Consider the following 22,548-nt stretch of genomic DNA (forward strand, 5'->3'; position numbering starts at 1 on the left):
TGCCTCCTGCCCTGTTACCCTTCTTAGTCATGGAGGTTCCAAGGATCAGAGTTAGCGCCGAGCTCGGCCGCTCGGGACGTTCGCGGCGACCGCCTCCAGCGGCTCCAGCCCGCGGGCCTCAAGCAGCCGGTTCCATGCCTCATGTCCGAGCTTTTGCAGGCTGAGGCCGCTGTCGAGGCTGAGCTGGCGAAGCCGCTTGCGGTCGCGCGGGGTGACAAGCACGTTGATCGGCACGATCGTTGGCGCGGCGCTGTCGCGAACGGCGGGGACACCCTCGGTCGCGGGGATCGGGGCTGCGGTCGGCTCCTCGTCCAGCTCGCCCATCACGTCGGCGAGCGCGCGCCCGGTGCGCTTACTGCTCATGTCGTATCTCCTGAATCCAAGTCCAAACCTGACGCAGCTCCTCGGCCGCCTCCCGCGCGGCATGGCCGCGCATTTCGGTGACGCCCCTCCCCTCAAGCGATGCGTCCAGATAGACGGTGCGATCGGACAGGTGGGTCGGGCAAACCGGGACCGGGTAGCGCGACAAGGCTGCGCGCGCTGCGGTCGCCCGTGAATCGTTCTTGGCCGCATTGACGACGACGGCCGCGCGCCGATCGAGCCGGCGAAGTATCTTCAACGTCTCGCCCACCGCCTCCAAATCATCCGGGGATGGCCGCACCGGCACGATCACCAGGTCCGCGACGCGCGCCGCCTCGGCTTCGGGTTCCTCGACGGCGGGGCGCGTGTCGATGAACAGCGCGCCCTCGGGCTTGCGGCGAAGCCGCTTGGCCGCCTCGGTTAAGCTGGTGCCGTCCAGGTCGATCAGCTCGGGCCGCTCAAAGGCCGGTTCGATCTGGTCGCGGCGCGTCCACCATTTCGTTGTCGTGCGCTGCGGGTCGCGGTCGATGATAAGGCTAGGCTCCGTCTCGCCTGCGAGAACTGCGAGCTGACGGGCGAGGGTGCTCTTGCCCGCGCCGCCCTTCTGACTGACCAATGAGTAGATTTGCACCTTATGACCTTTGCACCCGTTGGACTGTGACACTATGAAGGTTCTTCGCTCATAAGGAAAGGCCCTTCATTCCTACCCCTCACCGTCGCTGTCGAGCGGACCATGCTGCATCGGCCCGTGCCCCTCGATCGGGCATAACGGCGCGCCGGCCGTCTCCAGCCATTTGCGCGCGGTCCTCACCGTATAGCCGCACGTCGCGCACTCGCATTTGAGCATCCGCGTCGCCTGCTTCTTGGGCCGCGTCGTCTCACCGCCGGTGTCGAGCCGAGCATGGGGGAGGGGGCCGGCTGCGGCGAGGATCGGCACGACTGTGGCGAGGAAAGCGTCGCCCGGCGTGGTGGCGCGCATCGGCCCGACCAGCCCGAGCCCGATCGCGACCCGTTTAAACGCCTTCCCGTGCCCGGCCGCGATCCCGACCGCGGCGTGGACCAGCTCGTGCGCGAGAATGGCCGCAATCTGCGCCGGCATTGCGTCGGGCGCGTGCGCCAGGTCCGGTCGGATGAATATCTCGAAATGGCCGTCGCCGCTGCACCGGTTATCCCAACACTCGCCGATCGCCTTGCCCTTCGCCCCTCTGCTGGTGAAGCCGATCGCGACGCGCACGCGGGAGGGGAGGGGAGCGCCTAGCCCTTCAAATAGGGGGGCCATGCCGACCGCCACCCGGTTCAGCCAGCTCTCGCGATTATCCTGCTCCATATCCTGCTCCCTTCAAATCGCCCTCGGGGCGATGGCCTCGGCCATCGGCCCTGCCTCGTGGCGAACAGCGGGGGGTGAGGGGGCAGCGGGAATCTGTCGGGGTGGTGCGGGCGCAGCGCAGCGAGCCACGGCCCGGCTGATTGCCGTTGCGGGGAGAGGGGGCGGCGCCCCACTTTCCCCTCGATCGAACCAACGTCGCCGGCGACGCCGGCGTCCTCCTGGGCGGCCTACCCGCCCGCGCGAGCGATCGTTGCCCGTTAGGGACGAGACGCCGACACGGCGGCTCGGTCGGAGCGTAGCGGAGATAGAGTGCGGCCCGGCACGGGCGCGCCTGCCCAATGCAACTATTCCCTAGCGCTTGGGTTTCTGATATGCAGGCTTATGCCTGTCGTGTTTCGCATCGGCGGCCTGCGGGTCGTGATCTGGCCCAACGATCACCGCCCGGCGCACGTCCATGTGAAGGGCGCGGAAGGGGAGGCGGTGTTCAACCTGAACTGCCCCGATGGTCCGCCCGAGTTGCGCGAGAGCTTCGGCTTCAAGCTCTCGGACGTGAACCGGATCGAAGCGGCGCTGGCGGCCGTGGTGCCGATGCTGTGCGAGGAATGGAGGACGATACATGGCGATTACTGAGCGCGAGCTGGAACAGGCCGAAGCGCGGATGGCAGAAACCCGCGCCGCGGGCCATGCCGTGTCCGCCCGCTACGATCGCCGGCGCTCGCGGGTGGTCGTGGCGCTCAACACCGGGGTCGAGCTGACATTCCCGACGCGGATCGCTGAGGGTCTTGCCGATGCTTCGCCCGATAACCTGGCCGAAATCGAGATCAGCCCGGCCGGGCTGGGGCTGCACTGGCCTAAGCTCGACGCGGACCTCTACGTGCCGGGGCTCCTGCAGGGCGTGTTCGGCTCGAAGCAATGGATGGCTCGCCAGCTCGGCGCACAAGGGGGCCGCTCACGCACGGCCGCCAAGGTCGCCGCTTCGCGCGAGAATGGCCGCAAGGGGGGGCGGCCGCGCAAGTTCGCGTCGGCCTGACCCACTTTTCTTCTCGCCTGTGACACTAATAAGGTTTTTAGGATATAAGGTGTGGTTTCCGCTTTCGTTCCGCCTTCGACTGATTCATAGAATCGTCATGCCGATCGCGCGCGAACACCGCTGGCTCTACCCGATCGACTGGCGCGAGCTATCCGCCTTCATCCGCTTCGACCGCGCGAAGGGACGCTGTGAGCATTGCCAACGCCCGCATGGCCGCGACGTGCTGCACCTAGGCGACGGCATCTGGTGGGACGAGGACGCGACACGTTGGCGGGACGGGCAGGGCAGGGGGGTTCGCCGCCTGCCGACGCCGGACGAGCTGGCAAGAACGCAACCGGGGCTTGCCGGCATCGAACCGCCTGCCCAACTGCGCGTCACGCGCGTCGTGCTCGCCAGCGCGCACCTGAACCATGATCCCGGCGACAACCGGCCGCGCAACCTCGCTGCGCTCTGTCAGCGCTGCCACATGCGCCATGACGCTGGCGAACATCGTCGGCGCCGCTGGCTCAACGCTTTCTGGTTACGCGCGATCGGCGACCTGTTCGCCTGACTGCCAGGCCGCAGGCCAGGCCCATAGGGGTTGGGTGGGTGGGACAAAAGACGCGGCCGTCGAATGTCGGCCTCATTCAGCCGATCGGGCCAACGAGCTGCGCCCGCCCGGTATGTGCCGGTAGAGCGTGGAAGGCTGCACCCCGAGCTGCTGCGCGACCTCCTCAACGGTGATGGTCGGGTCTGCGAGCATCGCCCTGGCGCGCTTGATCTCGGCCGGCCCCATCGCCGGCTTCCGCCCACCGCGCCGCCCCAGCGTCTTCGCCTGGGCAAGCCCGGCATGGGTGCGCTCCAACATCAATTCGCGCTCAAACTCGGCAACGGCCGCGAAGACGTGGAAGACAAGCCGCCCACCGGGGCTGGTCGTGTCGATCGCCTGGGTGAGCACGCGAAGGCCAATCTCGCGCTTGGCGAGATCTTCGGCCGTTTCCACGAGCTGCCGGACCGAGCGCGCCAGGCGGTCGAGCTTCCACACCGCCAACGTGTCGCCGGGGCGGAGATAGTCGAGCGCCGCCTTCAACTCGGGCCGGTCGCGCTGCGCGCCCGATGCCTTCTCCATGAACACGCGCTCGCATCCGGCCTGGCGAAGCGCCTCAAGCTGTAGGGCAGGGGACTGGTCGCGGGTGGACACGCGCGCATAGCCAACGATCACGGGCTTTCTCCGAAAACTCAGCTTGACCTAGCCCGATTTCGGAGATGGAAACAAGAAACTGTTTTGGGAGGCGGAAAGGTCGTTCGGCGAGCCGCTGTAAACGCTCGCGCTAAGTGGCGGCATTCTGATCGCGCTATTTGTCGGCGAGCGTCGCTACGCGGCTACCGGCTTGGTCTCGGCCGATCGCACATAGGCGTAGAGTGTTGGCTTGGAGATGCCGAGCATCGAGCAAATCTTGGCGATCGGCATCGTGTTCTCGTGGTAGAGCCTGACGGCCAGGTCGCGCTTGTCCTTGCCGAGTGCGGCCGGCCGGCCACCCTTCTTGCCGCGAGCGCGGGCTGCGGTGAGACCGGCCTGGGTCCGCTCGCGGATCAGGTTGCGCTCGAACTCCGCCAATGCCCCGAACAGGTGGAAGGTAAGCTTGCCCGACGTGGTGGTCGTGTCGATCGCCTCGTGCAGGCTCAGCAGCCCGACCTTTTCCTCGTCGAGGTAGGTCATCCATCCGATCAGATCACGGAGCGAGCGGCCGAGCCTGTCGAGGCGCCAGACCACCAGTGTGTCGCCGGCGCGAAGCAGCTCCTTCACCTTTTCCAATCCAGGGCGAGCGGCAGTCGCCCCGGAGGCCTTGTCGGTGATGACCTTCTCGCAGCCGGCAGCCTTCAGCGCATCACGCTGGAGGTCCAGGTTCTGCTCGGCGGTCGATACGCGGGCGTAACCGATTTTCATGCGTAGGGCCGGTGGCGCCCCGATCGGGCGCGGTTTGGGAAGAAAGTCGTCATCGGCAGGTCTATGTTGCCCTAGTTTTCTTTACCGGGTAGATTTACGTCGAACAGGCCGGTTTGGCAACGCGAGCGGACTCGCATGGCGATGGGCAGGCAAATCTCCGTTTTCCTTACCTGCGACACGGACCGTCGGCGGTGACGCATCCGGCGCTTGTCCCGCCGCTGGCGATCGAGCGCTACCGCGTCCTTGAACCGCACCTCGCCGATGGCATCCCGCTCGCGGACCTCGCCCGCACCGGCACGCTGAGCGAGCGGACGTTGCAGCGCTGGCTCGGGCGCTACCGTGCCGAAGGACTTGCCGGTCTCGCGCGTCTGCCGCGCAACGATCGGGGCAGGCTGCACCTGCCGGAACATCTGGTCGAACTGACCCGCACTCTCGCCACCAAGCGCCCGCGACCCCCGGTCGCCGCCATTCACCGAAAGGTGCAGGAACTCGCCATCGCGCATGGACACCGAACCCCCAGCTATGCGGCCGTCGCGCGTGTCGTCAGGGCGATACCGGCAAGCCAGATCGCCGCAGCCTCCGATCCGGCCGTCTACCGCGACCAGCACGAGCTAGTGCATCGGCGCGAAGCCGCGACCTCGAACGAGATGTGGCAGGCCGATCATACCGTTCTCGACATTCTCGTGCTCGATGATGCCGGAACCCCGGTGCGTCCTTGGCTGACCGTCATCGTTGACGATCACAGCCGAGCCATCGCCGGTTACTTCCTCAGCCTCGATGCCCCCAGTGCCCTCAACACGGCGCTCGCCTTGCGGCAGGCGATCTGGCGCAAGCCCAATCCCGAATGGATCGTCAGCGGCATTCCCGAACAGCTTTACGTCGACAACGGCTCGGATTTCATCTCCGAGCATATCGAGCAGGCGTGCATCGCCCTCAAAATCCGCCTCATCCATTCGCTGCCGGGGCGTCCTCGCGGGCGCGGCAAGATCGAGCGGCTGTTCCGCACCATCAACGACATGTTCCTGCCCGACCTGCCCGGCCACCTGATCGCGGGCAAGCCGCTGTCGGCGCCAGTGCTCACGCTCGACGAGCTGCGCGCCCGCTTCGAGGCGTTCGTGTGCGGCGTCTATCATCGTCGCCCGCATGGCAGCACCGGCGAACCGCCGATCACGCGCTGGCAGAAGGGCGGGTTCCTGCCCGCAATGCCCGACAGCCTTGAACAGCTCGACATGCTGCTCGTGCACGTGCCCAAGCCCCGTAAAGTGCTGCGCGACGGCATCCGTCTGATGGGCAGGCGCTATGTCGAACCCACGCTCGCGGCCTTCGTCGGCGAGCAGGTCGAGGCGGTCTATGACCCCCGCGACCTGACCGAGATCCACGTCTACCACCAGGGCCGGTTCGTCTGCCGTGCGCTCAGCTCCGAGCACGCTGGGCACCCGTCGTTGCGCGCGATCCAGCGCGCCCGGCGCGGCGCGAAGGAGCGCGACAAGCAGGTGCCTGCCCCCACGGAGACCTTCGATGGCGACCAAGAGGATACGGCTTCCCGGCCCACCACCTACCGAGGGCTCCGGCTCTACGCCGCTGACGATTGAGTTCCTGGTCGAGCAGCCGTTCCTGGCGACCCGCGAACATGCCCGGTTCGTCGAGTTTGCCGAAGCCTGCGCGCACTACCGCTATATCGGCGTGTGTCATGGCCGGCCGGGCGTCGGAAAGACGCGATCGGCGCGCGAGTTTTCCAGCTTCCCCGACCTGGGGGAATATGCCGCGCTCCGTCCCATTGCCGCGCTCCTTGGCGAAAAGGTCGCTCGCTGCCGCGCCGTCTTCTACACCGTGTCGGTCAGCAACACGCCCAAGACGATCGACGCGGTGTTGGGCCTCAACCTCATTAAGCTGGGCTATGCCCGGCTGACGGTCGCGGGCGGCTCGCAGGACGAAATCACCCATGACGCCGCCCGCATCGCCTGCCCCCTCGTCATCGTCGACGAGGCCGACCGCCTGACCATAAAGTCGCTCGAACATCTCCGCGACATGGCCGATCGCCACGGCTTCGGGCTGATCCTGATGGGTATGCCGGGCTTGGAGAAGCGCCTCGCCCGCTATGCCCAGCTCTACTCGCGGATCGGCTTCGTCCACGAGTTCAAACCGCTTACCGAGACCGAAATGCGGCTGCTGCTCGCGACCCACGCCGGCGATTTCGGGATCAGCTTCGACCCGGCCCAACTCGACGCGATCGAAGCGCAGGCAGCCGTGATCCGCATCACGCGCGGCAACTTCCGGCTCATGGAGCGCCTGTTCGCGCAGATGCGGCGGATCATGACCCTCAACCGCGTCGAGGAGGTCACCGCTGACATCGTTCAGGCCGCGCGCGATTGCCTCGTCATCGGACCCGGCAACTGACAAATAGCGCGATCAGAACGCCGCCATTTAGCGCGAGCGTTTACAGAGCCGCGTCGGCAGCCTGCAGCCCGTCTCCCGCAATCGACCGTTCGCGGGAGATACGGATCAATGCAGACCTCAGCCGGTTCGCGTATCCCTTCACGACGAGAGATCGCGTTAGAACTTGGCCGACAACCCCGTGGTCAGCGCGTGTTCCATCAGGTCGCGACCATCGCGGTTGAAGCGATATTGGTTCATGTAACCAACTTCCGCACTCACCCCTTTGGCCATTGGGAAGGACAGTGCGGCCGAATTTCGCATCCGCTCGTGCCCGGCACGTTGACCAAAATTGGTGGTATTGAAGTTGAAATAGCTCTCGTGCGCGAGGCGAAACTTGAGCTTGTCGGTGAGTGGTATCGCATAGGAGACCTCCGGCCTGACACGATGGCCGACATCGCTGCCATCGCTTCTGAAGCGCTGCTCGAAGCGGACGCGGCCTGCCAGCTTACCCCGTCCCAGCGCAATGATCGGAAAGCTGATCTGCTGGCGCGGACGCCATTCGGTGTTGCTGACCCGATCGTTGCTGACCGCGACCACGCGGTTCACGCCGCCCGTCAGCATTACGCCCTTGGCAATCTTGACGCTGATTACGCCGCTATACTGACTTTCATAAAGCCCGCTCAGATCATCGCTGAGACGCTGGTTGGTCTCGAGCTCCAGCTCGACGCCTTCGGACAGCTCGGTTGAGGCGCCGAGCTTCACCCACAGTTGCTCGTCCTGAGTCTGGGCGAGCGCTGGTGTGGCTGCGGAGCTGAGGGCAAGGGCGGAGATGAACGGCAAACGCACAGGGCCTAATATCTCCTAGGTGCAAGGTGCGCGACGATGACCCGATCCTTTCACAAACGGTGGTCGGACTGTCGACCCTTTCGGAATAGCTTCAGGCCAGGTTGCGGACGCCTTGCCCGCTTCCGCCCGAGGCCTTTTGATTCTGGACAGCCGAGACTCGGAACGGAAACCGATAACAGCGGCTAGGCTGGCGGAGGACAGACACCATATTCGTGTCCTGTGAGGGCGAGGCATGCTGAAAGTCGGAGACGGAGTGTTCGCAAGCGAACTCGTGGCCTGCATCGCCGACGCACGTGATCCGACCGTCCACGAGCTTTTCACGATTGCCCGGCAAGTCTGGATGGAGGGCGCGGCCGAACGTTTTGCCTCTGGGTGGGAGCATTTGTCATCCGCAGATCCCGGTCGGCTGATGGCGCTCCGCGTCGCCCAAGCCGCGTTATGCGGGAGTCCAGAAGCACAGTAGTATTGGCTCTCCGTCCAAAGGATGGCTGCTCGCTGCCATCAAGCAGCGGTTTTTTTGCGGCTAACCAATCTCGTGGCTCAGCGCCTGAACAAGCCGCCGAGAAAGCCGCCGTGGTGTCCACCGCCGTGATGGCCTCCATGATGGCCTCCATGATGGCCGTCATATCCTCCGCCCCAGGGGCCTGACTGACCATAGCCGGGCGTGACCATTCCGGACGATCCGGGCTGGGGCGGGGCCGTATCCTTCTGATAAGCCATGTTGCGCTCGATGATTTTGTCGAGTTCGCCACGGTCGAGCCACACGCCCCGGCACTGCGGACAATAGTCGATCTCGATGCCTTGGCGCTCGGCGAGCACAAGGTCGACCTTGCATGTCGGGCACAACATGCCTGCCGGACGCTCAGATGAGGAAGCAACGCTCTCGTTCACCAAACTTCTCCTGTCGATTCGCGACACGAGCAACACTCCGCCGGACACGGAGTGTCGCTCTCGGCTTCACCAGCCGCGATATCCGCGACGATATCCGTGCTCCCGCCGTTCGGCCCGGCGCATCTCCCGGCGCTCGTGCCGGTAGCCGCGGTCGTTATACCCAGATCGCCGGCCGCCATGATCGCTGTAATAGGCTCCACCGTTCCAGCGTTGACCATCGCCATACCCGCCACCATACCCCCGAGCCACGTGTCCGCCGGCGCGGTACGAGCCCTGGCCATAATAACCGCCATAGGACTGCGCCATCGCCGCGGGCGCACCGAACATGAGGGCGGCCGCTGCAACAATCAAAAAGCGTTTCATGATCCTTCTCCCGAGGTGCGGCAGGGGCCGCACCATGAAGAGGGCTATTAGCGGTCCCTGGCTGAACCAGCCGGAAATGGGGTTGGCAGGCCCGGTTAAGTTTCGAGGGGCCTTAATGGTGCCCGCCGCCATGTCCTCCACCGTGGTGTCCGCCACCGAAGTGACCGCCACGGTAGCCATGCCCAAACGAGCCGATGCCGATCCCAACGCCAAACGACCCGTAATAGGGCCGGCGATAGCCGCCCCAAGGATAATACCCGCGTCCGTAGCTGGCCTCGTTCACGGCGATGACGCACGTCGGGGAAGTCGATATGCGAGGCGGCGCGTCGGTTTGAGGCTCGCTCCTCGGCGCCACCGCCTGCGGCGTTGCCCCCGCCGCATCACCCGGACCCACCGCAATAGGCTGCGCGACGATCGCTCCCGGAGTCGTGCAAGGGACCCGGTAATAGGTATAGCGGCTTGCCGAGGGACCGGTAGCGCAGCCGCCGAGCACCACCAACGGGAGAATGGCTAATACCGCGCGTGACGCTCGCATGACCATGGCGACGCACCTCCAATCGACCGCATGGCGCGACACTAGATTGGTCGTCTACCGCCGATGTCGTAAAGGACCAAGAGCAGACGATAGACCTATTCAGTGGCCGTTCAAGTACCTTCGGTACCATCCCTAAAGTGGAGACAAATGCCATGTTATCGGCAACGATGCCGGCTTTAAGAATGGCGGCGGTATTAACAGCGGCATTGATGGCGTTTGCCCCCGCCACAGCGCAGCAAAGCAGCGGGCAGCCACGCCTTCGATCCGAGCAGGTGGTCACAGATGCACGGCCGCAGCCTGTTGCGCCAACCCTGCCCCGCTCCTCACCGCGGCCGAGCGGTCATGCCTTGCTCGACTTTCGGTATCGGCCGTATGACACGAGCGGGGCGGCGAGCACGGCAGCTCACCCGGCCTATGAGACCGCTGGCGCGGTCGCCGGCGGCAACTATGCTTTCGGTCATGTGGGCGCCCGGCGGGTCGGCCATTGATCAGCCGTCGACAGAATCGGCGTTGCGCCGCGAGGGTGGAGATGCCGTGATGAATGTTGGGCGAGTACGACGCATCCTGCTCATCGGCCTGCTGACGGGGTTTGTCGCGGCGTGCGACCGGTCACAGGATCAAGCGGGGCAGAATTTCCAGCCGCCCGAGCCAACGATCCAGATGCCGCCCTCGATCGCGGCAAGCCATACCTTTCGTTGCAAGGACAACAGTCTTGTCTATGTCGACTTCTTCAGTGATCGCGTGACGGCCTCGCTGCGTACTGAGAAAAGCGGGCCGCCCATTCGCCTGGTTGCACCCGCCAAAGGCGAGCCCTTCACGGGCGAAGGCTATGTCCTCGTCGGCAGCGACACCTCGATCACCTTGAGCAAGCCGGGCACCGCCAGCCAGGCGTGCAAGGCCTGACCTGATCGCGAACACTTCAACCATCGCTCACAATTCGATCTCGGGTCGCTAACAAGGCACAATTTGGGTTGCAAATACAGTCGAAGCCATAGTTGATGAACTTCGCCCCTGACGGGTCGGGAAGGTAAGCTCATGGCAAGACGGGTCTGGCAATCAGCGGTTCTCAGCATCGGCGCGTTGGGATCGCTTGCGGGTTGCATGTTTCCGGGGACGAACACGCGACCGGCTGCGCCGTCCGTCTACTTGCACGTTCCCTGCAACACTCCGGGGGCTCGCATCGAACGATCGATCAATGCCGAACCGAGCGCAAGCGGAGCCAGCGAGGCAACGAATGCAGGTAGTGCAACGACTAAACAGACGGATAAATGCGTCATTGAACGTCAATCTTCTAGTCATTGAGGCTAACCCGTGGGGTTGGCCACTGGCATCGGCCAGCCTCTGGGCATGCCAAAGTATTGGAGCGGGGTCGATGACACGGCGTCGCCATGTGCGTTGGTGGGAACCGATTTTGCCTGCGGGGGCCTGAATCCTAGCGTCAAAGCTTGTAAACCTCGCGCCGCAGGGGCTATTACATTTCCCGTTCCACCTGCCCGCCATCGTCTTTCCGCTGATCCGGTAACCTGGGCACCTGTCAAACACTTCAAGAATGGTGTCGTACACCCACCGGCGTCTTGGCGCGGGGCTCGGAGCGAGTACGTGCGAACTCGTACCGTTCCTTGTGATTGCCAAGCAGGCGATCAAGGAGATTGGAGCTAGGCCTCCTCATTGCTGCGCCGAGCGAGCTTGGACCTGCTTAATGGGCCATTCGGGTGCCTCTTTTACGATGGTCCTGAACTCTCGTTTGCGGCCGTGGTGCTGCCTGCCGCTTCGTCTACAGGACCGTAGCTTCCGCCGGGCAAGCGGGGCGCGTGGTCACCCAAGCGGGGCGCGAATAGTTCGTCGCCGAACAAACCGAGGTCACGCGCCTCCGCGCGCCCCGTAGCGGCCAGCAAAGCGAAGCCTGCGACATAGGCGTCGCGCTGCGCGGTCACGAGTTGGACCCGGCTGTTCAGCAGCTCCTGCTCGGCATTGAGGACCTCGAGCACGGTGCGATTGCCAACACTGTTCTCCGCTCGTACGCCTTCCACCGCCAGTTCATTTGCTGATACGGCGGACTGGGACGATCTGACCACAGCCAGAGTGGCGCGATGCCGCAGAAACGCCGCTCGCGTATCCGCAACGACGCGCCGTTCCACGAACACGATCTGTTCGAGTGCCTGGCTGGACAGCGCTTGCGCGCGGCGGACCTGCGCTGCTGGGAGGCCGCCTTGATAGAGCGGGATCGTCGCCGATAGACCGACAGTGGCCGTGCGCTGCGCTTGCAGGAACGTCCGCCCTGGGATCGTGCTGACCAGCGAGCCGAGATAGTTGTTGTAGTTCCCCGAAGCGACCGCCGACAGACGCGGCAGCCGTGCCGCCGCCGCCACCCGGACATCGTAGCCGGCTGCCTTGGCATCAGCCTGGGCGGCTAGAAGCTGGGGATTGCGGTCGAGCGCGGTCGCGAGCGCATCTTGTGCAGTCCCGGGCAGGTTCGGCAACTCGGGCGGCTGCTCGAGGTCGCGCGCTGGCACGCCTACGAAGCGGAGATAGTTCTCGAGGCTGGCGCCGAGCTGCGCTTCGGCGAGCTCGAGCTGGCCGCGGGCGAGCTCCAGGCGTGCCTCGGATTGGGCGACGTCGGTGCGTGTGAGGTCGCCAATTTCGAAGCGGTCGCGGGATGCCTGTAAATTGGTCTCAAGCACGCGCACGTTCTGACGATTAAGGTCGACAGTGGCGCTGTCGCGGATGACGTCCATGTAAACCGAGACGATTGCGGTGAAGACGTCGGCCTCGGTGCCTCGCAACGTTTCCCGCCCGGCTTCGACGCGCGCGTCAGCCGCCTTGATCCCGTTGCGAACGCGGCCACCCTGGTAGATCGGCAGCGAAACGTTCGCCGACGCGTTGGTCGCCCGCAAAGGAGCCGAGAAGCTGTTGGCCGAGCGGACGACGAATTCCTGATAGTCCGCCGTGGCGCTCACTGTCGGCCGTGCCCCGGCCTTCGCAATCGGCACACCCTCGTCGGTCGCCCTGAGGCCTGCCCTCGCCGCGGTGAGTGATGGATTTGTCCGGTAGGCGATCATGAGCGCTTCACGCAGCGTTTCGGCGCGAGCAGTGGCGCCCGCAGCGATGAACGCCGACGCAACCGTCAGAACACCGGTCAACCGCATGATGAGCGCCTCCTCACGAAACCCACAGGTAAGCGGGGCGAACAACGCGCTCGCTTTATCGCGGTGGCTCCGCCTCCCGCCATCCCACCGGCGGCTAGTGCGCTTTCGAGGGAGAAGGTGGACGCTGGATGCCGCAGCCAGCACGGCCGCGATGATACGATACATGAAACATGGCTCCTGATTTCCAACGTCTCGCGGGTGCGCTCGTCGCGTTCACGATTGCCTTCAAGCTCTGGCTTCAGAGTCCTGCCTCGATTTTGGCATCCGCGCCAGCTTGCAGGTGGGGTCGGGATGACGATGCCAGAACACCCGCGCACAAAGATGACCTTGCGGCGGCCGCGGAACACAAGGTCCGGACTGCCGGGAAGGCACTTGCCATAATGCCATATGCACCCCCTCTATCGAGCGCTGTATGCTCCCACGCGTAGGCTTTTTTCAACAGCTTCGGCCGGTTGTGACACTACGCTTGCGCAATCACGGAGCTAATGCCTCGAGGATGCCACACTCAGCGACGGTGCCGTGGCCGCATCGGTCGATGATGATGCTTTCGAGTTCACGGCTCAGCGCGAACAGGTCGGCAGTCTTTCTCTCGATGGCTGTCCGGTGCTCGCGCGCAATCTTCTCAACCCCAGCGCACGATCGATTGCTGCAGTCAGCCAAGCTCAAAAGCTCGCGGATGTGGTCGGGGCTGAATCCCAAATCGCAGGGGTGGCGAATGAAAGATAGCCGCGAAGGTGGCTCGCATCATAGGTGCGGTAGTTCCCTCGGTACGCGCCGGCGCGGGTAACAGAACGTTTTCTCATTATACCGGACCGTCTGCACCTTCATGCCGTCATCGGCGCCGCTCGCTCGACTCCCGGCCTCGGTGATATGGGGAGCACGGGCGACGTTCGCCGCCGCCCGTGCAATAATCTGGCTAAGCGGCCATTTTCTCGCAAGCATCGGCGCACCGGCGGCACGCGGCGGCGCAATCCTCCATGCCCTCGAGTTGTTCGCAGCTCGCCGCGCACGCTCGGCAAATCTCAGCGCACTCACGGCAGATATGGGCATGATGCTCGGATTTGCGCGCCATGAAGTCGATCGCAACGCTGCAAATCTGAGCGCAGTCCAGCATCAGCTTCATATGCTGGGGCTCGGCGTGTCGCCCGCCCGCCTCGAGGCAGTGGTTCATCGCCATGTGGAGGCAGGTGATGTGGCACTCGTGACAGGCGTCCAGGCACTCCTTCATCTCAGGGTCGATCTGATGCATCGTCTTTCCTTCCATTTCGCCCCGCTCCCCTCCTAGATACGCGGCTCTTGGCGTTCCCCCCTCGCTGGGTATCCTTCGAATTGCACTGATTGTCGCAAATGCCTCTTGAACCTATAGTAGGTATAGGTGGCATGTCTAAGCCAGCGGATTTCGATGGCAAGGAGCGGATGATGACCCTTCAACTCGGTGACACAGCGCCCGATTTTTCGGCGGAGACGACGGATGGACCGATCCATTTCCATGAATGGGTAGGCGACAGTTGGGCGGTGCTCTTCTCGCACCCGAAGGATTTTACGCCGGTCTGCACCACCGAACTCGGGGAGGTCGCGCGTCTCAAACCCGAATTCGACAAGCGCAACGCGAAGGTCATCGGCCTGAGCGTCGACCCGCTGGACGATCACCATGCCTGGATTGGTGACATCGCCGAGACGCAGGGCCACGCGCTCAATTTCCCGCTGATCGCCGATCCGGACCGCAAGATCGCGGAACTCTATGGCATGATCCACCCCAAGGCGAACGACACGCTCACCGTTCGCTCCGTTTTCATCATCGGCCCCGACAAGAAGCTGAAGCTCAGCATTACCTATCCTGCCAGCACGGGCCGGAACTTCGAGGAGATTCTCCGCACGATCGACTCGCTGCAGCTGACCGCCAAGCACAGCGTGGCGACACCGGTGAACTGGCGGCACGGCGAGGATGTCATCATTGCGCCTTCGCTCAACGACGAGCAGGCACGAGAGAAATTCCCGGGCGGCTGGAAGACGCTGAAGCCTTATCTGCGCATCACGACGCAGCCACAAGACTGACGGAAGCTTGGTGGGGACACCATCGCCGTCAGTGAGTTGCCTCCGGCTCGAACCGCAGGGCGTCGAGCACGCGGCAATCCTCGATGGTTGTACGCCCGCACTCGCCCAACAGACATTCGAGCGTCTGTTCGAGCGCCTTGAGGTCTTTGATCTTGCCGCGCACCTCTTGAAGACGGGTAGCGGTGATCCTGTCGATATCGGCGCAAGGGGCTGCCTGCGACCGCTCGGAAAGCACCAGCAGGCTACGCACCGCATCAAGGGGGAAGCCGAGTTCCCGGGCCTTGCGAATGAAGGTCAGACGATCGAGGTGACCATGGTCATATATTCGATGCCCCCCCGTGCTCCTTGCAGGTTCGGGCAGCATCCCAATTCGCTCATAATAGCGGATGGTGACTACACGGCAGCCCGTCAGACGGGCAAGCTCGCCGATAGGAAAAAACTGCTGCATGCGCCTCTTGTATCTATACCAGCTATAGGGGCTATCTTCGCTGCGCGAGACGTCCTTGTAAAGACGCAGGAGAACGCGCGATGAAGGATTGCTGCCCAACGCCGAGCGCCGGCACGGAGGGCAAATCCGCGGCAGCGCAGCAGCTCTCCTGGCCGTCGCGCCGCTGCCGGGCGGCCAGGAGAGCTGCTGCGCTGCCAGCCCGGTAGAGGGTGGTGCATCGGACGCATGCGGGACGGTGGCGACCCGGCACCAGGCGGGGGCAAGGTCGAGCCATCTGGCGGCGAACGACGACTGCTGCTCGGCCAAGGAGCAAGAGATTGCCGCACTGGGCGCTCACGCCGACATCAAGCGGGTGCTGCAGATCGTTCTCGTCATCAATTTCGTCATGTTCGTCGCCGAATTCACGGCCGGGGTGCTGGCGCGCTCCACCGCCCTCATGGCGGACTCGGTCGACATGCTTGGCGATGCGCTCGTCTATGCGCTGAGCCTCTACGCGCTCGAACGCGGGCTGCGCTGGCGGGCGGGTGCGGCACTGGTCAAAGGCGGTATTATCGCCGCATTTGGCATCTGGGTATTCGTTGAGGTGGGATTGAAGCTGATCAACGGTGTGACGCCGACTGCGCAGACCATGGGCATCTTCGGCCTGACCGCGCTCGGCGCGAACCTGACCTGCCTGGCGCTGCTCTACCGATACCGCCATCGCGATGTGAACATGTCCAGCACCTTCGAGTGCTCGCGCAACGACGTGATCGCCAACACCGGAGTGCTCGTCGCCGCCGCCGGTGTCTACGCCTTCAATGCGGGCTGGCCCGATATTGTCGTCGGCGCCATCATCGCCGTGCTGTTCTTCCGCTCGGCGATCGGCGTGATCCGCCAGGCTTGGCCACAGTTCCGAGCCGCCGAGCCGAATGTAGCGGTCGAGCTCGATTGAGGTGCAACTTCTATAGAAGGATTGGAAACCGGTGATGAAACGCAGAATTGTCCTGACCCTCTTTGCAGCCGCCCTTGTCTCGCCTGTGATGGCCAATGCCAAGGTCACCAGCGCCACCATGTACAAGAATCCGGGCTGCGAGTGCTGCGACGGCCATGCGGCTGCGCTCAAGCGCGCCGGCTTTGATGTCAAGGTCGTGCCCACCGAGAAGCTGGCGGCGCTGAAGGCCAAAGCGGGCGTCCCGGCCGAACTCCAAGGCTGTCACACGATGATGGTCGGCGGCTACGCCGTCGAAGGCCATGTCCCGGTCGCCGCCGTCAAGCGCTTGCTCGCTGAGAAGCCGGCAGTGCGCGGCATCGCGCTGCCGGGCATGCCGGCGGGCTCACCCGGAATGGGCGGACCTAAGACCGCGCCATTCCGGGTGATGAGCTTCGAGGGCGACGGCACGAAGCTGTACATGGTCGAGTAAACGAAGGCGCCCGAAATGCAGGAGGTAGACCCGTGACTGAGGACGATATCGAGTATTTCCAGCACAGGGCGGAGGTCGAGCTCGAGATGGCGCAGCGCGCCGTCACACCTGAAGTGATGGTGCCGCACGTCGAGCTGGCCAATGCTTATCTGGAGCAGGTGGAAGCGTTGAAGCGATCCGCATCCGAGCAGGAGGACGGAGGCAGCGCCGATGCGCCCGAGGGCAAGAGTGCCGCGGACGCCGCCTCCGGGCGACCGCACCCGGACCCGACGGCGCACGCTCCGCTGCCCTCATGATCTTTCGTCAGCTCTACGAGCCGGATTCCTCGACCTACACGTATCTGTTCGGCTGCCGCGATACTGGGAGGGCCGTGCTGATCGATCCGGTTCTGGAGACGGTGGAGCGTGACCTCTCCGCTCTTCAAGAGCTGGACCTGACATTGAGTCATACGCTCGACACGCACATTCATGCGGATCATGTCACGTCGGCGTGCCGGCTGCGCAGCCTGACGGGCTGCAAGGTGGCTTACCCGGAAATGGATGGGCTGCCCTGCGCCGACTTGGGTGTGAGCGAAGCAAATCCGCTGAGGGAAGGAAGCCTCACCTTCCAGCCATTGTTCACGCCCGGGCATACCGACACGCATCATAGCTACCTCATCGATCTATCGGGCTCGCTGCGGGTCTTTACGGGCGACGCGCTGCTCATCGACGGTTGCGGTCGCACCGACTTCCAGGATGGCGATGCAGCCTCGCTCTATCGCTCGATTCACGACAAGATTTTCACGCTTCCGGGCGACACGCTCGTGTTCCCGGCACACGACTATCAGCACCGCCACGTCAGCACCGTCGACCAGGAACGGGAGCGCAACCCGCGGCTCGGCGGAGGAAAGACGCTGGATGAGTTCATCGCGATCATGGGCAGCCTGAACCTGCCTTATCCCGAGCGCATCGACCTTGCTGTGCCTGCCAACCGGCTATGTGGCGACTGTCCTGAGGCAGAGCGCACGATGCTCGCTGAGCCGCCTGGACCCTCGGCACAAGGATAAGGTAGATGACGATTCATCACGGCATCGTCGATGCGATCGGCAACACGCCGCTGATCCGGCTGAAGAAGGCGTCGGAGCTCACCGGCTGCACCATCCTAGGCAAAGCCGAGTTCCTGAATCCGGGCCAGTCGGTCAAGGACCGAGCCGCGCTCTACATTATTCGGGACGCCGAGAGGCGGGGCGAGTTGCGTCCCGGCGGCGCCATCGTCGAGGGTACGGCAGGAAACACCGGGATCGGGCTCACGCTCGTTGGCAATGCGCTTGGCTATCGCACCGTGATTGTGATCCCCGAGACGCAATCGGCCGAGAAGAAGGACATGCTGCGCCTGTCCGGAGCCGAGCTCATCGAGGTGCCGGCGGTGCCCTACGCCAATCCTGATAATTATGTGCGCTACTCGGGCCGGCTCGCCCAAAGCCTGGCCGCCACTGAGCCGAATGGCGCTATCTGGGCAAATCAGTTCGATAACACCGCTAACCGGCAGGCGCATATTGAGACTACCGGTCCTGAAATCTGGTCGCAAACGGAAGGCCGCTTGGATGGGTTCGTCTGTTCCGTGGGTACCGGCGGTACGCTTGCGGGGATCGGGACCGCGTTGAGGGAGCGAAAGCCCGACGTGGTCATTGGTCTCGCCGACCCGATGGGAGCCGCACTTTACAGCTACTACATGACAGGTGAGCTCAAAGCCGAGGGGTCGTCTATCACCGAAGGGGTCGGTCAGAGCCGCATCACGGGGAACCTGGAGGGATTCTCGCCAGACATCGCCTTCCAAATCCCGGATGAAGAGGCAATCCCGGTCGTGTTCGATCTTCTCCAGCACGAAGGTCTCTGTCTCGGCGCATCTTCCGGTATGAACGTGGCCGGCGCCATACGACTGGCAGAGCACCTCGGGCCCGGTCACACAATCGTGACGATTCTTGCCGACTTTGGCACGCGCTATCAGTCGAAGCTCTTCAACCCGGAGTTCCTGTGCGCCAAGGGGCTGCCGGTGCCCAGCTGGCTGGAGCGGCCGAATCATCGACCGGCGGTCGATTATCCTAACCGCAGCAACTTGGATCAAGCCCCCCAATGACTCGCCAGCCAATCGTCCGACTTGCCGCCCTTGTTCTGATAATTCTCGTTGCAGGGCTGGCTCTCACAGCAGTGCAAAGGGCAAAGAGCTCAGCTCCTCAGGCTGGTCGCGTAGGACCCTTGGTAGGGGCTGCGGTCGGCGGGCCTTTCAGGCTCATCGATCAGGACGGGAACACCAGAGGCAGTGAAAGCTTCAAGGGCCGCTATCGGCTGATGTATTTCGGCTACACCTACTGTCCTGATATCTGCCCGACCGACGTGCAAAAGATGAGCCAGGGACTACGCTTGTTCGAGGCGCGCGATCCCGCGCGCGCCGCCCGCGTGCAACCGATCATGGTGACGATAGACCCTGAGCGCGACACGCCCGCGGTCATGAAGCAGTTTGTGCGCGCTTTCCATCCAAGGCTGATCGGGCTTACGGGGAGCCCGGCTGAGATCAAGGCCACGCTTTCGCGCTTCGCGATCTACACGAGCCGTCAGGGACCCAAGGGCGCCACCGACTATCTGATGGATCACAGCGCGATGATGTATCTGATGGGACCGCAAGGCGAGCCGATCAGCTTCTTTGCCCGCGACGCAACACCGGAGCAAATCGCCGCTGATCTCGCGGCGTATGTGGCCTGAGAAGAATATTGTAGCGCTATCACAACAGGGACTTGGTTACGGGTAGCTGCTTAATAAATCCCGCAGCATCGCAACACCCGCGTTCAAGGCCTGAACTCAGGCTGAAGCATGCTTGGTTGATGGGAGCGGTCACCCGCCCCCATCCGTCCATCAGCGCTTGCCGGTGCCACCTTTGTCACGGTGGCCGTGCTCATCGAGATCGCCCGGCTTGTGCCCGGGATGCGGATGATGCTCGCCCGCGACTTCCTTCTTACCCTTCTTGTCGCGATGGCCGTGCTCGTCGAGATCGCCGGGCTTGTGGCTGGGGTGATCGTGATGCTGTCCGGATTTTTCAGTGTTCGCCATGGCACTTCTCCTTCTTGGGCAACAAGGCAACGCGCGTCGATGTCGCCTGTTTCCGCACTCAAACGGATCAGCTCAGCGTTGCGCTGGCCCGAGGGAGGCGTCAGCCGAGTTGCCCCGAGAGATACCACCACGGCGTTGCCGCTGTCCGCATCAATACGCAGCCGCAGGTTCGGCAATTCGCCCGCTGCACGCCATTGCCGTCGCGCTCGATACGGCCGTTTGGGCGATGGACACCGGCAGCGCAGTCTATGATTCGCCATCCTCTCGTCATCGACCTCGTCCTCGCTACCGTCACGTTGCTACCGTTCGGTAGTCGGCACTGAACCCGATTGGAATGATACGGGGCAGCGCTTGCTCATCCGTGCATGCAAAACGCCCCTGGATGGCCGACGCTGCCGCTGGGTGCCGCGATCGTCGGTCACTGTCCCTTGGCCGCAAGATCAGCTTCCGCCGAAGATCGATGGCCCTCATGGGTGGTTTGTTTGAGCGGGCGCGAGCACCGCAGGGTCAGGAATGTGGTGAGGCTCAGGAAGATCGCGATATCAAAGAGGCCATATCCCACAGCGGCACCTACAGCTCCCGTTGCCCAAAGACTTGCAGCCGTGGCTGTCCCGGAGGCTTGGCCGCCCTGCTTGAGAATCGCGCCCCCGCCGATGAAGCCGACGCCGGTGATCAGGCCCTCAAGGATACGAGCCTGGGCCTGCGACTCCTTCCCGAGGACGGCAATGGCGACCAGAACAAAGCCGCAGCTTGCAAGCGCGACGAGTGGGAACGTGCGAACTCCTGCGCTGCGCTCTTCTTTTTCCCGATCCCAGCCGATCGGAAGCGCAAGACCATAGGCGGCTGCCAAGCTGAGCAGGTGGGAAACAGTCTCCCATAGGCCATTAGGAGCAAAACGCATCGGGCGGTCTATCCTTGAGCGCCCCTTTCCGACGAGGCATTCGATGATGTACCCGGCAGGGTCTCAGGGCAAGCCATCAGCTCCTTTGCCGCGCCGCGACGCCGGAGCAAATCGCTCGCGATCCAGCGGACCTATGTTGCCTGAGAGAGTCGCGTGACATCACCGACGAGCACCGGAGGTGTACGGGATCGAGCCGATCTGCCGGGCTCTGCCGAGAGAATGCGTCAACCCGAGCTGGAAATTCGGAAGCCGTAACAGCGCGGCCGGATATTCGGACCGCTCCCACCGTTCTTCCAGAGGAAGGAGACTCCGCATGGCTGACAATAACGTAGCTACCAACGAAACCGATCGCCTGATCGCCTCCAACAAGGTCGAGGGCACCGCTGTCTATGATCGCGACGGCAACAAGCTCGGCTCGGTATACAACTTCATGGTCGACAAGCGCTCGGGCAAGGTCGAGTATGCGGTCATGTCGTTCGGCGGGTTCCTTGGCATGGGGGAGGATTATCACCCGCTGCCCTGGGACCAGCTCACCTACGATACCGATCAAGGGGGCTATGTCGTCAATTTGAGCCGGGAACAACTCGAAGGCGGCCCGCACTACAGCGCCGGCAACGAACCCACCTTCGACCGCGCCTATGGCCAACAAGTCTATGGCTATTACGGGTCAAGCTACAACTACTGACCGGTGAGGGCGGCGGCCTCGCCGCCGCCCTCTGATCCCTATGGGCCTGCGAAGGGAACGGCGTTCCTGTTTCGCAATGCGTCACGGCTGCAACACCTCAGGCCGGGTGGTTCCCACACTTGCTGTATCGCCCTCACGTGGAGAGAGGACCGGGGATCGGCGCCCGGTCAGCGCCTGGACGACGACTGCGCTCAGCTGGCGAGCATTGACCGCGAAGAGGACGAAGGCGAGCACGAGATAGCCCCAGGCGAGCCAGGTGAGCGTCAAGATCGTGCGCGGCTCGTCGTCCCGGAAAATGAAGGCGAGCGTCACCTGCACCAGGAACAGGCCGAACAGCGCCACCGACGACCAGACGGTCAGCCGGAGCCGCGCGATCAGCCCGATTGCAAACAGCGACTGAGCGGCGGTGAGGAAGAACTCCTCGCCCTGGCGTGCGTCAAGCGGCAGCGGGCTGATCGCGCCCGCGCCGATGCTGAGCGCCAGCGGCAGCATGCCGACCAGCAGCGTCCATTGATTGATCTTGTCGCTGATCATCGCGATCAGCCCGTCGCCCGATCGGTTGGCGCGTACGAACAGGATGGCGATGACGATCGCCGGCGCTTCGCTTGCGAGCGGCGCCAGCCACTGGATCAGCAGGAACTCGTTGATGCCGAGCGTGCGCCCCGCTCCGACCATCGCTTCCGCGAAAGGCTCGGCCGACAGGAGGATAACGCCCGCCGCGACTCCGGCCAACGCCGCCATCGCCGCCCATTGTGCGGCGGGCGAAAGCACCCGGAGGGCAGCCGCCGGGCCAGGCTCTTCCTCCTCGCCGCTGCCCTCGTCGGGCTTATCCGATTTGCGGACGCGCCAAAGATAAAGCCCGAAGATCGCCAGCAGGACGGCGAAGTCGGCGAGCGTGATCGTGTCCTTCAGGACGATCACGAAGCTGTAGAGGCTGGCGAGCAGCAGGAAGCCGATTTCAGTCGCATTGCCGGGTGGAAGATCGATCGAGCGATGGCGGTCCTTCGCCCAATGCAGAAACACCATGAGGGGCCACGCCACACCGACCAGCAGGCGATTGGCGCCGGTCATGTTGGCAGCGGCATACTGCACGTAAGGCGATGCAGGGCCGCCGCGGCCGGCCATATAGGCGTAGTAGATATCGACGGCATATTCGGGCAGCACTGTCACCAACG

At 63.9% G+C, this 22,548-nt stretch carries 29 protein-coding genes; 14 read left to right on the forward strand and 15 right to left on the reverse strand.

Annotated elements, in window-relative coordinates; translation table 11 throughout:
• Nucleotides 1-51 precede the first annotated feature (51 nt).
• The 3 genes from ABC347_RS17705 to ABC347_RS17715 form a co-directional block, all read right to left on the reverse strand.
• On the reverse strand, nt 52-363 hold the full coding sequence (locus ABC347_RS17705) for a hypothetical protein (RefSeq protein WP_380940957.1): 312 nt from the start codon (nt 361-363) through the stop codon (nt 52-54).
• Entirely contained in the window at nt 353-991 is a 639-nt protein-coding gene (locus ABC347_RS17710; RefSeq protein WP_380940958.1) for a nucleotide-binding protein, read from the reverse strand. The genes ABC347_RS17705 and ABC347_RS17710 overlap by 11 nt, the downstream gene beginning before the upstream one ends.
• A gap of 72 nt (nt 992-1,063) precedes the next feature.
• Nucleotides 1,064-1,687: a SprT family zinc-dependent metalloprotease gene (locus ABC347_RS17715; RefSeq protein ID WP_380940959.1), complete on the reverse strand. Its 624-nt coding sequence runs from the start codon at nt 1,685-1,687 to the stop codon at nt 1,064-1,066.
• Nucleotides 1,688-2,068: 381 nt separating this feature from the next.
• Here ABC347_RS17715 and ABC347_RS17720 point away from each other — a divergent pair, with 381 nt between their 5' ends.
• The 3 genes from ABC347_RS17720 (at nt 2,069) to ABC347_RS17730 (ending at nt 3,267) form a co-directional block, all read left to right on the forward strand.
• A complete protein-coding gene (locus ABC347_RS17720) occupies nt 2,069-2,317 on the forward strand; it encodes a DUF4160 domain-containing protein (RefSeq protein WP_380940960.1) in 249 nt (82 codons plus the stop codon).
• Nucleotides 2,304-2,717, forward strand: a complete 414-nt coding sequence (locus ABC347_RS17725) for a DUF2442 domain-containing protein (RefSeq protein ID WP_380940961.1) — start codon at nt 2,304-2,306, stop codon at nt 2,715-2,717. The genes ABC347_RS17720 and ABC347_RS17725 overlap by 14 nt, the downstream gene beginning before the upstream one ends.
• Nucleotides 2,718-2,814: 97 nt before the next feature.
• Nucleotides 2,815-3,267 carry a hypothetical protein gene (locus tag ABC347_RS17730; protein WP_380940962.1) on the forward strand — a complete coding sequence of 151 codons (453 nt, stop codon included), beginning with the start codon at nt 2,815-2,817 and terminating at the stop codon, nt 3,265-3,267.
• Between the two features lie 72 nt (nt 3,268-3,339).
• Here the strand turns inward: ABC347_RS17730 and ABC347_RS17735 are convergent, their stop codons facing one another.
• Entirely contained in the window at nt 3,340-3,918 is a 579-nt protein-coding gene (locus ABC347_RS17735; RefSeq protein WP_380940963.1) for a recombinase family protein, read from the reverse strand.
• 153 nt (nt 3,919-4,071) lie between these two features.
• Entirely contained in the window at nt 4,072-4,644 is a 573-nt protein-coding gene (locus ABC347_RS17740; RefSeq protein WP_007407197.1) for a recombinase family protein, read from the reverse strand.
• A gap of 191 nt (nt 4,645-4,835) precedes the next feature.
• Between ABC347_RS17740 and ABC347_RS17745 the strand changes: the two genes are divergently transcribed.
• A complete protein-coding gene (locus ABC347_RS17745) occupies nt 4,836-6,236 on the forward strand; it encodes a Mu transposase C-terminal domain-containing protein (RefSeq protein ID WP_004212864.1) in 1,401 nt (466 codons plus the stop codon).
• On the forward strand, nt 6,163-7,041 hold the full coding sequence (locus ABC347_RS17750; RefSeq protein ID WP_009824028.1) for an AAA family ATPase: 879 nt from the start codon (nt 6,163-6,165) through the stop codon (nt 7,039-7,041). The genes ABC347_RS17745 and ABC347_RS17750 overlap by 74 nt, the downstream gene beginning before the upstream one ends.
• Nucleotides 7,042-7,197: 156 nt before the next feature.
• Here the strand turns inward: ABC347_RS17750 and ABC347_RS17755 are convergent, their stop codons facing one another.
• The 3 genes from ABC347_RS17755 to ABC347_RS17765 form a co-directional block, all read right to left on the reverse strand.
• On the reverse strand, nt 7,198-7,866 hold the full coding sequence (locus ABC347_RS17755) for a DUF2490 domain-containing protein (protein ID WP_413247146.1): 669 nt from the start codon (nt 7,864-7,866) through the stop codon (nt 7,198-7,200).
• Nucleotides 7,867-8,406: 540 nt separating this feature from the next.
• On the reverse strand, nt 8,407-8,715 hold the full coding sequence (locus ABC347_RS17760; protein WP_380940964.1) for a TFIIB-type zinc ribbon-containing protein: 309 nt from the start codon (nt 8,713-8,715) through the stop codon (nt 8,407-8,409).
• Nucleotides 8,716-8,823: 108 nt separating this feature from the next.
• A complete protein-coding gene (locus ABC347_RS17765; RefSeq protein WP_380940933.1) occupies nt 8,824-9,300 on the reverse strand; it encodes a hypothetical protein in 477 nt (158 codons plus the stop codon).
• Between the two features lie 802 nt (nt 9,301-10,102).
• On the opposite strand from ABC347_RS17765, the gene ABC347_RS17770 reads away from it, so the two are divergent.
• A complete protein-coding gene (locus ABC347_RS17770) occupies nt 10,103-10,558 on the forward strand; it encodes a hypothetical protein (protein WP_413247147.1) in 456 nt (151 codons plus the stop codon).
• Between the two features lie 818 nt (nt 10,559-11,376).
• On the opposite strand, the gene ABC347_RS17775 is transcribed toward ABC347_RS17770, so the two are convergent.
• The 3 genes from ABC347_RS17775 to ABC347_RS17785 form a co-directional block, all read right to left on the reverse strand.
• Entirely contained in the window at nt 11,377-12,966 is a 1,590-nt protein-coding gene (locus ABC347_RS17775) for a TolC family outer membrane protein (protein WP_413247148.1), read from the reverse strand.
• A 309-nt stretch (nt 12,967-13,275) separates the two neighbouring features.
• Nucleotides 13,276-13,500, reverse strand: a complete 225-nt coding sequence (locus ABC347_RS17780; protein WP_380940936.1) for a MerR family DNA-binding protein — start codon at nt 13,498-13,500, stop codon at nt 13,276-13,278.
• A gap of 217 nt (nt 13,501-13,717) precedes the next feature.
• Entirely contained in the window at nt 13,718-14,050 is a 333-nt protein-coding gene (locus ABC347_RS17785) for a four-helix bundle copper-binding protein (protein WP_380940937.1), read from the reverse strand.
• A 170-nt stretch (nt 14,051-14,220) separates the two neighbouring features.
• Here ABC347_RS17785 and ABC347_RS17790 point away from each other — a divergent pair, with 170 nt between their 5' ends.
• A complete protein-coding gene (locus tag ABC347_RS17790; protein ID WP_380940965.1) occupies nt 14,221-14,856 on the forward strand; it encodes a peroxiredoxin in 636 nt (211 codons plus the stop codon).
• A gap of 28 nt (nt 14,857-14,884) precedes the next feature.
• On the opposite strand, the gene ABC347_RS17795 is transcribed toward ABC347_RS17790, so the two are convergent.
• Complete coding sequence (locus ABC347_RS17795) at nt 14,885-15,304, reverse strand: MerR family transcriptional regulator (protein ID WP_380940938.1); 420 nt, start codon at nt 15,302-15,304, stop codon at nt 14,885-14,887.
• A gap of 88 nt (nt 15,305-15,392) precedes the next feature.
• On the opposite strand from ABC347_RS17795, the gene ABC347_RS17800 reads away from it, so the two are divergent.
• From ABC347_RS17800 to ABC347_RS17825, 6 genes are read left to right on the forward strand one after another with little or no spacing between them, the layout of a single operon-like run.
• The gene (locus ABC347_RS17800) at nt 15,393-16,235 is read left to right on the forward strand and encodes a cation efflux transmembrane domain-containing protein (protein WP_380940939.1); all 843 of its coding nucleotides are present in this window, start codon (nt 15,393-15,395) and stop codon (nt 16,233-16,235) included.
• Nucleotides 16,236-16,269: 34 nt separating this feature from the next.
• Nucleotides 16,270-16,704, forward strand: a complete 435-nt coding sequence (locus tag ABC347_RS17805) for a DUF411 domain-containing protein (RefSeq protein WP_380940966.1) — start codon at nt 16,270-16,272, stop codon at nt 16,702-16,704.
• Between the two features lie 32 nt (nt 16,705-16,736).
• Nucleotides 16,737-17,000 (forward strand): hypothetical protein, encoded by a 264-nt coding sequence (locus ABC347_RS17810; protein ID WP_380940940.1) that lies wholly within the window; start codon nt 16,737-16,739, stop codon nt 16,998-17,000.
• The gene (locus tag ABC347_RS17815; protein ID WP_413247149.1) at nt 16,997-17,749 is read left to right on the forward strand and encodes an MBL fold metallo-hydrolase; all 753 of its coding nucleotides are present in this window, start codon (nt 16,997-16,999) and stop codon (nt 17,747-17,749) included. The genes ABC347_RS17810 and ABC347_RS17815 overlap by 4 nt, the downstream gene beginning before the upstream one ends.
• 5 nt (nt 17,750-17,754) lie before the next feature.
• Nucleotides 17,755-18,819: a cysteine synthase A gene (locus tag ABC347_RS17820; RefSeq protein ID WP_413247150.1), complete on the forward strand. Its 1,065-nt coding sequence runs from the start codon at nt 17,755-17,757 to the stop codon at nt 18,817-18,819.
• Nucleotides 18,816-19,442: an SCO family protein gene (locus ABC347_RS17825; RefSeq protein ID WP_380940942.1), complete on the forward strand. Its 627-nt coding sequence runs from the start codon at nt 18,816-18,818 to the stop codon at nt 19,440-19,442. The genes ABC347_RS17820 and ABC347_RS17825 overlap by 4 nt, the downstream gene beginning before the upstream one ends.
• A gap of 150 nt (nt 19,443-19,592) precedes the next feature.
• Here the strand turns inward: ABC347_RS17825 and ABC347_RS17830 are convergent, their stop codons facing one another.
• Together ABC347_RS17830 and ABC347_RS17835 are read right to left on the reverse strand one after the other, a co-directional pair.
• Complete coding sequence (locus ABC347_RS17830) at nt 19,593-19,787, reverse strand: hypothetical protein (protein ID WP_380940943.1); 195 nt, start codon at nt 19,785-19,787, stop codon at nt 19,593-19,595.
• Nucleotides 19,788-20,205: 418 nt separating this feature from the next.
• Complete coding sequence (locus ABC347_RS17835) at nt 20,206-20,688, reverse strand: MgtC/SapB family protein (protein WP_380940944.1); 483 nt, start codon at nt 20,686-20,688, stop codon at nt 20,206-20,208.
• 313 nt (nt 20,689-21,001) lie between these two features.
• On the opposite strand from ABC347_RS17835, the gene ABC347_RS17840 reads away from it, so the two are divergent.
• Nucleotides 21,002-21,373 carry a PRC-barrel domain-containing protein gene (locus ABC347_RS17840; RefSeq protein WP_380940945.1) on the forward strand — a complete coding sequence of 124 codons (372 nt, stop codon included), beginning with the start codon at nt 21,002-21,004 and terminating at the stop codon, nt 21,371-21,373.
• Nucleotides 21,374-21,454: 81 nt separating this feature from the next.
• Here ABC347_RS17840 and ABC347_RS17845 read toward each other — a convergent pair.
• The coding region (locus ABC347_RS17845; protein ID WP_413247151.1) for a sodium:proton exchanger at nt 21,455-22,548 on the reverse strand (1,094 nt) is incomplete at its 5' end.

Source organism: Sphingomonas canaveralia (genome assembly GCF_047238125.1).
In the GTDB taxonomy this organism is placed as follows: domain Bacteria; phylum Pseudomonadota; class Alphaproteobacteria; order Sphingomonadales; family Sphingomonadaceae; genus JBDFMH01.